This is a genomic window from Secundilactobacillus malefermentans (assembly GCF_008033155.1).
GTDB classification, from domain to species: domain Bacteria; phylum Bacillota; class Bacilli; order Lactobacillales; family Lactobacillaceae; genus Secundilactobacillus; species Secundilactobacillus malefermentans.
Genome location: NZ_CP042371.1, coordinates 80,470 through 94,027 on the forward strand (window position 1 = coordinate 80,470; position 13,558 = coordinate 94,027).

General features: G+C 38.0%; 16 protein-coding genes and 1 tRNA gene. 2 read left to right on the forward strand and 15 right to left on the reverse strand.

Annotated elements, in window-relative coordinates; translation table 11 throughout:
• Positions 1–34 precede the first annotated feature (34 nt).
• Positions 35–943: a magnesium transporter CorA family protein gene (locus FGL90_RS00415; RefSeq protein WP_029327556.1), complete on the reverse strand. Its 909-nt coding sequence runs from the start codon at positions 941–943 to the stop codon at positions 35–37.
• A 119-nt stretch (positions 944–1,062) separates the two neighbouring features.
• Positions 1,063–1,698: an NAD(P)H-binding protein gene (locus tag FGL90_RS00420; protein ID WP_147656432.1), complete on the reverse strand. Its 636-nt coding sequence runs from the start codon at positions 1,696–1,698 to the stop codon at positions 1,063–1,065.
• 201 nt (positions 1,699–1,899) lie between these two features.
• On the opposite strand from FGL90_RS00420, the gene FGL90_RS00425 reads away from it, so the two are divergent.
• Complete coding sequence (locus tag FGL90_RS00425; RefSeq protein WP_010620002.1) at positions 1,900–2,265, forward strand: hypothetical protein; 366 nt, start codon at positions 1,900–1,902, stop codon at positions 2,263–2,265.
• 72 nt (positions 2,266–2,337) lie between these two features.
• Here the strand turns inward: FGL90_RS00425 and FGL90_RS00430 are convergent, their stop codons facing one another.
• The 12 genes from FGL90_RS00430 to FGL90_RS00485 form a co-directional block, all read right to left on the reverse strand.
• Positions 2,338–2,754 carry an OsmC family protein gene (locus FGL90_RS00430; RefSeq protein ID WP_147656434.1) on the reverse strand — a complete coding sequence of 139 codons (417 nt, stop codon included), beginning with the start codon at positions 2,752–2,754 and terminating at the stop codon, positions 2,338–2,340.
• Between the two features lie 27 nt (positions 2,755–2,781).
• Positions 2,782–4,434 carry a peptide ABC transporter substrate-binding protein gene (locus FGL90_RS00435; RefSeq protein ID WP_147656436.1) on the reverse strand — a complete coding sequence of 551 codons (1,653 nt, stop codon included), beginning with the start codon at positions 4,432–4,434 and terminating at the stop codon, positions 2,782–2,784.
• 372 nt (positions 4,435–4,806) lie between these two features.
• Positions 4,807–5,724 (reverse strand): SPFH domain-containing protein, encoded by a 918-nt coding sequence (locus FGL90_RS00440; RefSeq protein ID WP_010620006.1) that lies wholly within the window; start codon positions 5,722–5,724, stop codon positions 4,807–4,809.
• 36 nt (positions 5,725–5,760) lie between these two features.
• Positions 5,761–7,422 carry a DUF975 family protein gene (locus FGL90_RS00445; RefSeq protein ID WP_147656438.1) on the reverse strand — a complete coding sequence of 554 codons (1,662 nt, stop codon included), beginning with the start codon at positions 7,420–7,422 and terminating at the stop codon, positions 5,761–5,763.
• A 520-nt stretch (positions 7,423–7,942) separates the two neighbouring features.
• Positions 7,943–8,149: a hypothetical protein gene (locus FGL90_RS00450; protein ID WP_029327557.1), complete on the reverse strand. Its 207-nt coding sequence runs from the start codon at positions 8,147–8,149 to the stop codon at positions 7,943–7,945.
• Between the two features lie 417 nt (positions 8,150–8,566).
• The gene (locus tag FGL90_RS00455; protein ID WP_010620009.1) at positions 8,567–8,965 is read right to left on the reverse strand and encodes a protein-export chaperone SecB; all 399 of its coding nucleotides are present in this window, start codon (positions 8,963–8,965) and stop codon (positions 8,567–8,569) included.
• Positions 8,965–9,273 (reverse strand): hypothetical protein, encoded by a 309-nt coding sequence (locus FGL90_RS00460; protein WP_010620010.1) that lies wholly within the window; start codon positions 9,271–9,273, stop codon positions 8,965–8,967. Before FGL90_RS00460 ends, FGL90_RS00455 begins: the two co-directional genes overlap by 1 nt.
• Positions 9,257–9,868, reverse strand: a complete 612-nt coding sequence (locus FGL90_RS00465) for a hypothetical protein (RefSeq protein ID WP_010620011.1) — start codon at positions 9,866–9,868, stop codon at positions 9,257–9,259. The genes FGL90_RS00460 and FGL90_RS00465 overlap by 17 nt, the downstream gene beginning before the upstream one ends.
• A 46-nt stretch (positions 9,869–9,914) precedes the next feature.
• Positions 9,915–10,337 carry a DUF5776 domain-containing protein gene (locus tag FGL90_RS00470; protein WP_010620012.1) on the reverse strand — a complete coding sequence of 141 codons (423 nt, stop codon included), beginning with the start codon at positions 10,335–10,337 and terminating at the stop codon, positions 9,915–9,917.
• Positions 10,338–11,437: 1,100 nt separating this feature from the next.
• Positions 11,438–11,521, reverse strand: a tRNA-Leu gene (locus FGL90_RS00475).
• Between the two features lie 46 nt (positions 11,522–11,567).
• Positions 11,568–11,849 (reverse strand): hypothetical protein, encoded by a 282-nt coding sequence (locus tag FGL90_RS00480; RefSeq protein ID WP_404814659.1) that lies wholly within the window; start codon positions 11,847–11,849, stop codon positions 11,568–11,570.
• Between the two features lie 65 nt (positions 11,850–11,914).
• Positions 11,915–12,166 (reverse strand): hypothetical protein, encoded by a 252-nt coding sequence (locus tag FGL90_RS00485; RefSeq protein WP_147656442.1) that lies wholly within the window; start codon positions 12,164–12,166, stop codon positions 11,915–11,917.
• A gap of 152 nt (positions 12,167–12,318) precedes the next feature.
• Here FGL90_RS00485 and FGL90_RS00490 point away from each other — a divergent pair, with 152 nt between their 5' ends.
• Positions 12,319–12,783: a MarR family winged helix-turn-helix transcriptional regulator gene (locus FGL90_RS00490; RefSeq protein WP_147656444.1), complete on the forward strand. Its 465-nt coding sequence runs from the start codon at positions 12,319–12,321 to the stop codon at positions 12,781–12,783.
• Between the two features lie 58 nt (positions 12,784–12,841).
• Here FGL90_RS00490 and FGL90_RS00495 read toward each other — a convergent pair whose 3' ends face one another.
• Entirely contained in the window at positions 12,842–13,543 is a 702-nt protein-coding gene (locus tag FGL90_RS00495; RefSeq protein ID WP_187240422.1) for a CPBP family intramembrane glutamic endopeptidase, read from the reverse strand.
• Positions 13,544–13,558 lie beyond the last annotated feature (15 nt).

Below are 13,558 nucleotides of genomic sequence, written 5' to 3' on the forward strand. Positions count from 1 at the left end.
CAACAAAATAAGGATTCGGCAAATTGCCGAATCCTTATTTTGTTCGATGCATTTTTAAAATTAACAAAAGCCACACAATAAATACGATCGACAAGATGACGATAAATACCCACGCATTTGCCCATTTTTCAAAAGGTAGGTGAACATTCATCCCGTAAAATCCCGTTAATATCGTTGGAATCGCCATTGTAAGCGACCAAATTGTCAGAACTTCCATCGTATCGTTCAGATTATTGTTAACAACACTATTAAAGGTATCGGAAATTCGTTCGACCACTTCAGTTTCAATTTCAATCATTCGTTGAACCTGTTCTGCCTCAATCCTAACATCTTCTATTCGATCTAATCGCTCTTCGTCCCCACTCTGGCCAAAATGAGTTGAAGCAAGATGCTTAAACAAATCTAAATTTAACTGTACGGCACTCGAAAAGAAAGTCAGCGTTTGTCGCAAATAAGATAAGGCAATCAAATCTCTGTTCTTGGCGTTTTTATTCAATACTTTATCCAATTGATTTCGCTTACGCGTAATAAGCCGAATGACCGGAATATAGCTGTCCATCATCGCAAAAAGTGATTCTAAGATAAATAGGTCGGCCCGCTTTGAATTTGAATTTTGCCCCATTTGATCAAATAGGACGTTGACTTCAGGAATATCACTTTGATTAAAGGTAAACAGGTTACCACTGTGAATTAGAAAACTGACTGGTTGGGTAATATAACGAAGCTTATTATCGTCTAAAACCCGAGGCACATGGACAGTGATTAACTCGTTTGAATCATCATCGTCATAGACAAAGTGGGGACTTTCATCCCTGTCAGTCACATACGTTAACATCTCATCCGTCAATCCATAGTCCGTGGCCAATTGGTCCATTTCAGTCTCGGTAAGTTTCTGCGTCTCTATCCATTTAAAATCATGAAAGGTTTTATTAGTCTCAATCATTTTACTGTCTCCCGCCAATCGCCTATATTACCTTAATTATCAAGCTTATGTTTATGGATTTCAACACTTTTTCAAATAAAAAAGTTTCGAGAAAAATGGTCTCTCGAAACTCAATCATGCTATTGATCCACAACCGTGAATCGCTTATTCAAATGAGTTGGACTTTCAATTTCATCAACAACCGCTTTTGCAACATTACCAGTCGTCACAGTTGATTTTCCTTCAGAATTTTTCATGATGCTTTCCTTACCCATCACATACCCCGTTGCTGGGCCCACATTAAATGTCTCTTGTGGTGAGATCGCCGTCCATTTAACATTATCAATCCATTGCAGATAGTCATATTCATGAGCCTGTTGCAATGGTGTCGCAATCCATGGCTGATCAGCGTAATTTGCCAAAATTGTGTCTAAATAACGCTTTCCATTATCATCGTTCAGTGATGCTGCACCCAAAATGAAGAAGAGGGTTGTTTCTTCGTTCTCTCTAAACATTCGAATCAATTTTCCAGCTAAATCCAAATGCTCATATGCTTTTGGTGAGGCAAAGGCGTCAACAATGTAGTCAAAGCCCGATAAATCAGCCTGATTTAATGTAAAGACATCCTTCTTAATCATCTTTACATTATCGCCAAAAAGTTCACGCGCTTTCTCACTACTTCGAACAATTGCTGTGACATCGTGATTTCTCTTCTCGGCTTCCCTATAAATTGCCTGTCCAGCTTTTCCGGTTGCACCAATAATTCCAATTTTCATGTTTAATTAACCTCCATTTATTCTACTGAATTATGATAGCACGCTTTTTACTAATCCATTCAGAAAATGTCCCGCGGCCTTTCATTTTAAAAAATTGAACTCATAGAAAAGAAATGTTCATTAGGTATGATATAATGAAAGCGGTTAATTAGCGTAACATCTTATTTGCTTTAGCAATTTACTATTTTGGGAGGCTTTATTATGTTTAGGGGATTAAAGAAAGCATTACTTATTGTCACAATTAGTGCAACACTCGGGGGCGGATTTGGTATTATTCTACCAAGCACCCTTTCAGGAGATGCGACACCAACTGCTCAAGCTGCAACAACACCTAAATACTATGTCGCAAAAGTTAAGAAGTCCAAGGTTGTCTACCAAATCAATGTTAAAAAGAATACGATCAAAAAATACTCAACTATTAAAAAAGGGAAGTATATTTATACCACATACAATTCTTCTCTAAAAGCTTGGATCATCCTGGCCACCTACAAAAATAAGAAAATAACATCGACAAACACAACTATTTATTGTGTACAAGGCAAAGCTTCTACATGGATGACCAAATAATTAAGTAATCAAAAACACTTTCCAAAACGGAAAGTGTTTTTTGTATGTTCAATCAATAAAGAAATTCATTTATTAGTTTATAGTTAATTCAATTGGAACAGCATTCTTCAGCGTATTGTGAACCGTGCATCCCTTTAAAACGCGACTCATAAATACTTTCTGATCTGAATCTGAAAGATTTGTTTCCAACTCAACGTGGACTTTAATTTTAGTAACTGCTGAACCCCCATCTTGAAAATTGGTGGTTGTGCCACTCGTTTTGACATCAAATTTTTTCAGTTCAAGCTCATCATTTTTACGTGCGACATCGTTAGCTGTAATTGCTAAACATCCGCCAATTGAACTCAATAGATATTGGACGGGGTTTGGACCCGCATCAGTTCCATGCCCCGAGATTGGCTCATCATTAATAAATCGATGTTGTCCAGTTTGTTGATCAACTTGTGCGCCAATGTTTCTTAACTTTGAATGTACGATATATTGTCCCATTAAATTACTCTCTTTCAGTCAAAAATTTTATTTCTCTAAATAGGCATTTGCGTAATAGAATCCACCTTCGAGCGTGTTTGTAACCATTCCCTTTAGTTTCGGATTCTTTAAGTACGTTAACTTAGAAGCAAAAAGTGGTGAAATACCATTATCTTTAAGCAGGATTTTCTGAGCGTCTTCCAAATCATTCCAACGCGCTGTTGTCTTAGTTGCATCAGCCCCATTGGCTTTATCAAGCAAGGCATCATACTGCTTGCTCTTATAACTGCCCCAATTATTTCCAGAATCTGACGCAAACAGGCTCAGTAAACTTGATGGATCAGGATAATCGGCTCCCCAACTTACTAAATAAATGCCAAACTTACCAGCAGTCGCATCCTTAATAAAGTTAGAAACTGGTAAAATCGTTAATTCAATCTTTAACTTTGGAAGATACTTATGAACTTGGCCCTGAATGTATTGTGCGGTTGTCCGTTGGGTACCACTATCAAAAGTAAGCAATTTAATTTTAGTTGTGCCCTTTAAATTCAGTTCTTTACGGGCTTGTTTCCAAGCTGCCTGTGCATCCTTTACGTTGGTACTCGTGAGCGTACCGGCCTGCGTTCCAAAGTCCTTGTTCGTTTTGGTGTTCGTGAACACGTCCTTATTAATCAGGCCAGTTGCAGCGTTACTACCGTCTTGTAAAATATTTTTAGTCAATGATTTCCTGTCCAGCACAAGCGAAAGTGCTTTCCGTGTATTTGCATTTTTAAAGAGTGTTTGATTAAAATTAAAACCAATATAATTTGAAGTTGAAGATGATTTGGTATTAAAACCCTTATCATTCTTCATATTTTTGACAAACTGACCATCTATGGGCGCATAATCTGCTTTACCAGCTTGGTAAAGGTCAGCGCCAGTTGCAGTTGCCTTAACCAGTTTAAATTTCAAGGTATCCAGTTTGACCTTCTTACTGTTCCAATACTGATCATTCTTAACGAGCGTCCAATTGTCTCCAACCCCTGTAAACTTGGTTAACTTAAAGGGACCATTATAAATGGTGTTGGATGATTTTGTGCCAAATTTTTTCCCTTGAGATTCAACGTACTTCTGATCAAGCGGCTTATAGCAAATGGTGGTCAGTTGCTTTGTAAAATAGTCTGTTGGTCTAGCTAACGTAATCTGTAATTCATATTTACCTAGAGCTTTAACACCTAAGGTTGATGCCTTTGCCTTGCCGTTAATAATTTTAGCCGCATTTTTGACACTTTGATACTGCGCCAAATTAGATGCTGCATTTTTAGAACTAACGCCACGTCGTAATCCGTAGACATAATCTTGGGCAGTTACTGGATCGCCGTTTGACCACTTTGCAGACTGACGTAGCTTTATCGTATACGTCTTGCCGCCATTCGTAATTTTCGGTAATTCCGTTGCGCCAGTTGGTTGTGGATTATTATTTTTATTCAACCGGTACAATCCCTCATAGACATTTTGTATCATCGTTGAGGTTGTTGCATCAATCACGTTCGACGGATCGATTGATGTAATTTCCTTATTAGATAGTATCGTAACTTCCTGCTTCTTTGCTAAATCTTGAGTTGATGGTCCTGACGATGACGTTTGTTTGCCACACCCCACCAATGTGATGGCCGTCATGACCAACACACCTAAAACTAACCCTACTCGCTGCTTCTTCATATCAAATTTCTCCTTTCCCCCGCAAAAACAAAAAAATCCCTAATCTCAAAACGAGATTAAGGACGACACTTGCCGTGGTACCACCTTAAATTGCCTAGAAACGATTCCAGACCACTTAGTATTTCAACGTCGTAAACTAACGCTGGCTGTATGATAGAGGACAGTTGCCTATTATTTTTACAAGGAGACCATATTCTCAGTAGCATCGCGGTTTTCTTTCCACTAGTTGAAAACTCTCTTCAGCGTGATATTACTAATACTCATCTCAAAATAAGTCGTGTTTGATTGACTAAAGCATATCGATAAATGTCAGCGCTGTTAACTGAATTTTATCGCATCAGTGAAGTTTCTAATCATACTAATCTTGTTCCCCTACTTAGTTGTTTCTTCCTGCTGATTGTTTCGCTTTAACATTTCGCCGATTGCGGGTAATTGTCCTAGTGCATCGGCAGTTTTATTTGGCATAACAACTGTATTTGCCTTTGAGTTAGCTAACTCAGAAAAGGCTTTTGTGTTTAAATCAATAAAGTATTTTTCATCTGCGTCTTTTAAGGCGGCATTAATCGTTTGGACCTTGTAGGCATCTGCATCAGCCTGAATTTTAATGGAAGTCGCATTGGCTGTAGCTCGTTTGACCATTGCCTCGTTTTCCGCCTTGTTGGTATCTACTAGGGCTCTATTATTTGCTTCGTTTTCTAAAGTAATTGAGCGACTCTTACCCTCTGCGGTTGCAATCGTTGCATCCCTTTCACGAGTTGCCTGTAAAAGGCGGTTCATCGAGTTTTGAATGTCAGCAGACGGGTTAACAGAGTCAATATTTATTCTATCAACGTTTAGCCCATATCCTGCTGTGACTGAAGAAATTTCTTTAAATAACGCCGCATTAATTTCCTGCGTCCCGTTTAAGACTTCATTTAACTCTTTGTTCCCAATAATTCCCCGAAGCGATGCACGAGTATCTTGCACCATTGAACGCACTGAATTTTCGTTTTTAAAAACAAAATCAGAAATATTAGTGACGTGAAATTTCAATGAGATTTTAACTGAAATTTCTGCATTATCCTTCGTTATCACGATTTGTTGATCCAAATCTAGAGGTGTTTGTGCGGTATTAACCGTCACAATTCTTGAAATAAACGGTTTGATAAAGTGGAGTCCAGGATTCAGTGTTTTTTCATACTTTCCCAAAGTGATGACAACCCCAACGTTTGGTTGAACAACGATTCTAATTGAGAATACCAGCAATACAATAACAATAATTAAAAATAAAATACTTAAAATAAATAACATCTAAATTTCCCCCAATATTTTTGATTTCCAATGAAGCTAATTTTCTCGACTGTTATCTTTCACTTTCCCTTTAGTACCAGAAATATGATTAAGAGAAAAGCCATAGTTATAATTACTATTATCGCCAGCTTGTGTTTTCACATCAGCTGCGTTTGCATCAAAACTAACTGTCATACTCTTGATTGAATCAACCGTTGTTAACGTTGGTAGAAAAACGAAAACATTTTCTCCACGAGAAGAATTATAGGGCACACCTCCATCAAATGCACCGCTTATATAATGTGGATCATACGCAGTTCCTAAATTCGTGAGTAATTTCATTTGAGCAGGATAGTAATCATTGTCATATTTACCCGTTTTGACAGTCATGTCAAAAACAACTAGTCCTCCTGCGCGTTCCTTACCTGATCCGACATCCAATTTTTTGACCGGTATTTTCACAATGTAGGCTTTATCTATTGCAACTTTCGAATCCAACCATTGATCATTTTGCCAATTTATTTTGATTTCTTTCGAATCTAGTATTGACGCATTAGATTCATATCCCAACTCCACCTTATTGCTAGCAGGGTCAAAAGTGACGCTTCGCTGTGCTGGATCGGAATTCTTGTATCCATCTGTGAATTCTTTAACCGGCGTTATTCCATTATGAGGTTGAGCTTCGTCAGCTCGTTTTTGAGAACTGGACGCATTAGTCACCTTCTTGCTTGATTGCTCACTACGATTATTAGCTATTTGACGGGCAGAGTGCGTTACCTGACTAATTACGTATCCCAATGCAATGACGACGAGGATTGTGACAACCCCACCAACGACCCAAATTACCCAGTTTACGTGTGGCCTGGGTGATTGATTGTTTGTCCCCATTACTTCTTCGTAAAGAGAATTTTCGACCGAAGGGTACGCTTTTATAGGCTCACCCACTAAATTTTTAGAATCTTCAGGAATGGGGTTACCTGATTTTGTCGCTCCGTTACCATTTAGGTTGTCCATGAGTGGCTCTGTCTTGTTTTCAGGACTTCCCTTTAACCCCACATAAAAAGCAACCTGAGCCATCAATATGTACGGTAATAGCCATAGCATACCAATCCCTAACGTTAGGATTGCTAAAAGGCCCCAGCCAATAAAACTTAATTCTAGTAAAAATAGTCGCCCTTTTTGTCCATTCATCAATTTTCTGCTTTGCGTAATACAGTCCATTGCTCGAATTTCCTTAGGATTTTCACCATTATTGAGTCGCTCAAAATAAATGTAAAAACCTTGAGAATATGAAAATGTTTTAATGATTCCGGGAATATAAAAAAGTAACGACCAAAGTGCTGTAAAGAGCCCAATGAGAAATCCCAGTTTAAAAATTCCCCACGCGTGCTTAAACGCAAACGGAAATGCATCTAACACATTTGGGATTTTCCCAGTCATGTACCAGTTAAAATGCACAAAATTAATGGATGCCATTAAAATCTGCATAAAAATAATCAGTGCAACGTAAACAATTAATAAGAAGATAATTAGCCCGCTTGAAGTTCTCCCAGTCAATTGAGTTAAATATACGGCACCAAACAAAAATGAATAAATCATTGCAACACAAACATACATAAGAACCAGCGATACTAGAATTAACAGCGCTGCAGTTCCCCATTGGCCTGAAAGTACATTTCTTGCCTTTTCCCTAAAAGACGAGATTGGTGCATGTTTCATATTTTTATCCCCCTAAAAAGATAATGAATTATGTAACTATAATATTCTTAAAATATACTAAAAAACGGCTAGGAACGCAATGTATGCTCTACAAATCCCATTTAAATGTAAAATAGTCAGGCAATATGACTAAATACGTCCATATTCTTATCCACCATAAAGCTAAGTATTTATTTTTAGACAAACAAAAAGCGCCTATTTCTAGGCGTTTCACGTGGTTCTATTAGAAACCGATTGATCTAATGATGCCCCGAGCAAGATTCGAGCCATCCCCGAAAACGCTTATATATCAACGTTTATAAACACACAATAGTTCTTAGACCAAAATATGACCAAAATTCCTAGGCGGGAAAAATACATAAATTTACCGAGTTTGCCTATCGTTTGATAGCCATCTCATTCCATCAAACCCGACATAGTCAATCCTTAGCTTTGTCTCAATTCCAGCAACAACTTTCTCAAGATACGCTCATTGGTTATTTTAATATCGCTAACAATCTTTCGTTTTCGTCCATCTTGTTCAGTTAGTTTCTCCAGTGTTGTTACCTCGATTAGCCTGCTTTGCTTCAATCAATTCAGTTAATTCAGATAGTTCTTCATCGGTAGCATAGTTTCGAATAAAGTGCTTGGCGTTTGATTTATAGTTTCGGTGTTTTCGTTGTTCCGGATTTTTTTGATCATAAGTCCTTGTGGCCTTTAGTTGTGCTTCTGATGTTTTCTTGGGCATTGTCGATATAATATGCATGTAAAGGAAGAGACTGTGCTACCAGCCCCTTTAAGTTCGCAAGTCTAGTGCGGTAGTGTTGGTAGAAGTTAATCTTTTAGGTTAGCTTCTTTTATTATCCGGTAAGCTTTGGCGAAATTAATCGTCGCTCGGGATAATATATACAACGCTATCACTAGCGCCATACCCGCCCTCCGTTTTCTAGAAAGTGCATACTCATTCCCCCTTTATCTAGGATAGGTGTGAATGTGAGCCTGCACTATACTCACTAAGCCGGTGTCGGGGTAATTAATTCCTTCCTTGATTATATTTATATATATACGCATTTGCGTATACGGTTAACCTTTTTTATAATTTATTTTATTAGACACAAAAAGCCCCACTATCATTGAGACAGTGGGGTCTACCAATATGCACAGATTAGTCCTTTTGCTTTTTCATGAGCTCTATTATATTCATCGTTGGTAATATTAAAGTTGGCATATTGTTTGAAAGCATCGTAACAGATGATACTACCGATCTGAGATAAGGAAATAAAATAGCAACCGCGTTAGTTGAAAGGAGTTGCTCCGCTCCTACAGAATCTTTGTCATCCTCTACGGTGTATTTAAATTTTCCTTCTATAGCCACCTCCAGTTTAAAAGGTGAATTCACATCTAAAGTGACACTGAGTCCAACCAACGAAACATTCCCCTCCAGATTCGATACTATCACATGGAATTCCGGTTTTAGACGTATTTTTTCTTGTTCTACAAAAGATATATTTTCTTCGAAATTTATTTTTTTTACTTTATATGATTTAAATTCTATCACTGCCACTATGCAATCAAACTCCTTTTTCCATCAGTATCAAAAGATTCATGTTTCGTAGTGGTAGAATCTTCGATGTCGTAAATATCGTGTGTATCAGACAGATAGATTGTTTGTTCATAGAAAGAACGTTCCACAAACAATTCTATTTCAGGTTCAAAATTTTCAGAATAGTCTATAGTTACAAACTCACCACTAGTTGACTTTATTTTATTATCAGTACTGCTTTTATCATACTTACGTCTCAAACTTTTTATTTCATCTTCCGATAATTCATGTTTAAAATTTAGTGCGTCAGCATCAAAATGAAAACTCATCTGAAATAACCTCCTTTGTGGGATCCGCAATTTCTCTTCTTTGTAATAAACTCCTGTCCCTTACTGCATACACTGTCTTTACTTTGGAAGTAGGAAGTGGAATTACCTTTTTCCTGTCCCCATGGTACCCTATTTCGTTGCTCCCGATCAACCCTTTGATCTTAGTTTTGGGATATAGCCCATGTTCCTTAACAACAGAAAAAATGTGCTTTGCTTGTCGTTTTTCTAAAACATCATGTAAAAAATTAATCACTTCTCCATTTTTATCCATGTCGAGATCCACATCGAATTCACCAGAAAATCTAATAGCAAAGACTTTTACCTCTTGGCTTGTATCAGTCCTTGTCATGTCCAGGATGTCTTTTTCAGAACAAATCAATTTGCTCTTCGAAGTATTGAAATTTTTGTCAGGCAAGTGAGAATGCTGTATCTGTAGCCAATATTTAGCGTTGCTAAAATTGTCCCAAAAATACATTCCTTTTCCTGCCCAAACACCGTCCTCTTGAGACGGAAAAAAGCCACCGTGAACAAATTTATCGTTCTGACTTTCCGTATCAACATGATAAACGGGTATCATTATATCAAATCCAGCCAAATCCGTTTCTCCCATCCGTACTGTTATAAGTCTGAACAATGATACCTTATTTTAAAAAAAACTGCAAAAAGCCACCCACCTCAATTAAGAGATGAGTGGCTTTAACTGTCTCATTAATCAGTTTGTTTCCGCTGATATACAGACCATTCGCAAGATTTAATCGTGATCCATTTCCGTATGCTTGTATCCCAACAATCTCAAATTCAGTTCCTTTTGGAAAACTATCGACCTTATTCTTTAACGCAACATCTTTATACCGTCCAGTTCCCTTAACGGATTCAACCACTTTAGGCGCGTCAACAAAGTATTGGTTATTAACGTAATCCTTATTAGCCGTGATCCAGTTACCATTAGTTAATTGGAATCGGTGACCGTCACGATCCTTTAGTTTTAGAGTCGAGTTCTTGCCATATGTGGCAACAGCGCTTTTTCCGGAGCCAACCTGACTAGCAGACTTATAAGCCTTCACTAGTTTTTTTGTAAAAATAATTTTTGGCGTCCAGTCGAAGTAACTGGCTTTAATTCTGATTTCCGTGGAAGTGGTGCTATCACTTGCCCCATTTTTGAGGTCCTTAGCAAACTGAGCTTCACTGATACCCCGCTTAGCTAGATAGCCGTATAGTCAACGTGACTTCCACCGTAATGCTGAGTACACCAGTAGTGCGATTTAATTCACTTTGTACCGGTACCACCGGCATCTAATGTTAGTGGAATATTGTGCTTTTTAGCGTATGTTTGAATTACCAAATATATCGCTTATACGATTCATTAAATCGACTTTGACTATTAACATGCGCTAATTCTACTTGCATTGGACTATATGGATTTGCATCCAATGAACCCCAAACAACATAACCTGGTTCTCCAACCTGATGATATATTGCCTTATCATCCACAATAAAGCGAGTATAAGCTGCCTTACTAATGATGGCTTTGGTCCACTAAAAGCCCTCAATCAGTGCGAGTGATCCAAGTTGAAAAGGAATTGTTTAACATGCTGGATATATATCGGCGATCACAGCAACGTTTGAACTTAAACAATCCAAACAATTTGATATTTGCGCAAACCAACGGCAATCCATCAAGCGACAGCGGCGTCAATCAAACGCTCAAAACGACCCTAAAAAGGATCAATGCGGATAAGATAATAACGTTCCATGGACTGTGACACACGCACGCCTCTTATCTGATCTATCAGGGCTTATCAATCTACGCTATATCACAACGGCTAGGCCACGCAAATTATATGGTCACGATCAAGACTTATTCTCACTTGTTGCACGTGATGGAAAAAGCCGAAAATAAGAAACTTATGACTGCTTTACAGGAACTAAGCGAAAGAAGTTTTGGTCAAGATCACGCCCTCTAACCCGTTGAGCGCCAACGAGTTTCACGATTGTAAATTTCAACTTTTGGTCACAGACCAAATCGACCATATTTTCCAGTTTGTGACCAAATTCTGACCAAAAGTAAATCATTATCAATCACTTTTAGTCACTTTAACAAAAACAAAAACGCCCATTTCTAGGCGTTTCAAGGTTATTCATGATGATGTAATAGGTATCCGAATGCCCTGGGCAAGATTCGAACTTGTACTTGGTTTCCCAAACAGCGACCTGAACGCTGCGCGTCTGCCAATTCCGCCACCAGGGCAACAACAATATTATTTTACACTACTTTTAAAAGTAAGAAAAGGGTTTTATTCGTTCTTCTTCGGTAAAGAGATAACCGTCCCATACCCATGTACCACCAAAAACTTGGGTGCTACATTCATCTGAGCGATTTCAGTATTAAATCGAACATCCACAACTCCGTCACCATTTTTACTTTTTGCCTGCTCAAATAATTTTTGCTTAACTTCTTCAAATAATCCATCGAACAAATCAAACTGGTCAGGCTTTTCGGAAGTCAACATTTTTTGAGAAGTTGCCGTAATGACCCCTTTTATCACGTGTGACTGATTATAGCTACCTGTACTCATGAACAAACTAATCACCTCAAATAAGCTTTCCAAAAGAAAAGGCGCAATTTCTGCGCCAAATCAAACTAAAATCGCTTTGAAATCTTGTATGGTTTATCGGTATCGGGATTCTCTGGACTTTCTAAATGGCTAACTTTATTGTCAGCTAAAAAGATGTCGAAGGACTGGCTGTCATCGCTGACACCCTTTACAACTAACACGTGACCGTCCTCAATATCGTGATGTTCTCGGTAAATTTGAGCTTTAGAAACTGCCTCATTGTAATCATGAAACTTTCCAATTGAATCTCCGGGATTGAAGAAAATAAGTTCATCCATAGTTAATCATCCCTTCTCTATTTATTACCCTGATTATACCCTACTTCGCTTCTTACTTCGAGATTTTACACATAAATAACCCGTATATTTGCCGATAACAATTATATTGTGTACAATATTCATAGATAAATCGAGTAGAGAGGGTGTTAAATTTGCCAAAAATCGAACCGCGTTTGCTAAACAGTCAGCTGTGTTTTGCCCTTTATTCAGCAAACAAAAATTACAATCATTTTTATCAAGCTGCATTGGAACCCTTCTCACTTACCTATGCTCAGTACATTACGCTCCTTGCACTTTGGGAAGAATCACCATTAACCGTTAAGAAACTTGGGTCAAAATTAAATCTAGATTCAGGAACCTTGACCCCTCTTCTCAAGCGACTTGAAAAGCAAGGCTGGGTCATTCGAAAAAGAAGTAAAAATGATGAACGCCAAGTTAATGTTTCTCTAACTGAATTAGCAGTCAAAAATCGCGATGAAGTCTACGATCGTGTTAACAACTGTATGAATATCGTCAATATTCCTAACCAGGAGTATCACGATTTGATTGAAGAGCTGCAAAGAATAGGTACTAAACTTGAAGCGGCTGCAACATCTGATGAAATTAAGACTGATTAATTAATGAAGCCAAGACAAATTTTCTTGTTTGCCTTGGCTTCATTTTTGCTTCCTACTTTTATTTTATGGATATGAGCAACGCTGTCATTGCAATCAAGTTATTCAACATATGAATCGAAATTGACGCCCATAAGCTGCCAACTTTTCGATAGGTGAATGCTAGAACCCAACCCATCCCAGCGTAGATTAAAAAGCTGATAATGGTCGTACTCCCATGCGCAACCGAGAAAAGTAAGCCACTAATGATTACCGGTAACCAAAATGCGTTTGGTTTGAAAAATGCATTCATTAAATAACCCCGAAAAACCGTTTCTTCTAAAATTGGTGACAAAAATATTCCTGAAAAAGCCATCAAATATAGGGACCAAGAGTCAGCGCCCATCAATTGTCGCAGTGTGTCATTATTTGCGGTTTGATTTTGACCAGTCAGTTTAGCGTTTAAGAGGCCAAGAACTATTTCGACCGCAAAAAATGCGACCAATCCAAGCCCCGTCACTGCCCATTGATGTGAATTAAGTTTTGCAAAGTAATGTTGGCCTGGTAGTCGATGGAGTAGAAAAATTGCCAGCCAAATCACCGCCGCAAAGGCGCCTACATAGAGGACACTATTGGCAATTTTTAACGGTGTATCTTTAATCCCAATGTACCGAAATAAAATTATGGGAATCTGAACTAATTGAATCAACACGAATAATGAGATGAACCAAAGATATCGATTAGTCTTTGGTGTTAATTGCTGTTCTGGTAATGACTTATTCAATGCTGTTTCCCCCTT

What these genes read in the sequence shown, in the direction of transcription:
- FGL90_RS00415 (WP_029327556.1), bottom strand. Translation starts at nt 943, where the DNA reads ATGATTGAGACTAATAAAACCTTTCATGATTTTAAATGGATAGAGACG.
- FGL90_RS00420 (WP_147656432.1), bottom strand. Translation starts at nt 1,698, where the DNA reads ATGAAAATTGGAATTATTGGTGCAACCGGAAAAGCTGGACAGGCAATT.
- FGL90_RS00425 (WP_010620002.1), top strand. Translation starts at nt 1,900, where the DNA reads ATGTTTAGGGGATTAAAGAAAGCATTACTTATTGTCACAATTAGTGCA.
- FGL90_RS00430 (WP_147656434.1), bottom strand. Translation starts at nt 2,754, where the DNA reads ATGGGACAATATATCGTACATTCAAAGTTAAGAAACATTGGCGCACAA.
- FGL90_RS00435 (WP_147656436.1), bottom strand. Translation starts at nt 4,434, where the DNA reads ATGAAGAAGCAGCGAGTAGGGTTAGTTTTAGGTGTGTTGGTCATGACG.
- FGL90_RS00440 (WP_010620006.1), bottom strand. Translation starts at nt 5,724, where the DNA reads ATGTTATTTATTTTAAGTATTTTATTTTTAATTATTGTTATTGTATTG.
- FGL90_RS00445 (WP_147656438.1), bottom strand. Translation starts at nt 7,422, where the DNA reads ATGAAACATGCACCAATCTCGTCTTTTAGGGAAAAGGCAAGAAATGTA.
- FGL90_RS00450 (WP_029327557.1), bottom strand. Translation starts at nt 8,149, where the DNA reads ATGCCCAAGAAAACATCAGAAGCACAACTAAAGGCCACAAGGACTTAT.
- FGL90_RS00460 (WP_010620010.1), bottom strand. Translation starts at nt 9,273, where the DNA reads ATGAGTTTTCATTTTGATGCTGACGCACTAAATTTTAAACATGAATTA.
- FGL90_RS00480 (WP_404814659.1), bottom strand. Translation starts at nt 11,849, where the DNA reads ATGAGTACAGGTAGCTATAATCAGTCACACGTGATAAAAGGGGTCATT.
- FGL90_RS00485 (WP_147656442.1), bottom strand. Translation starts at nt 12,166, where the DNA reads ATGGATGAACTTATTTTCTTCAATCCCGGAGATTCAATTGGAAAGTTT.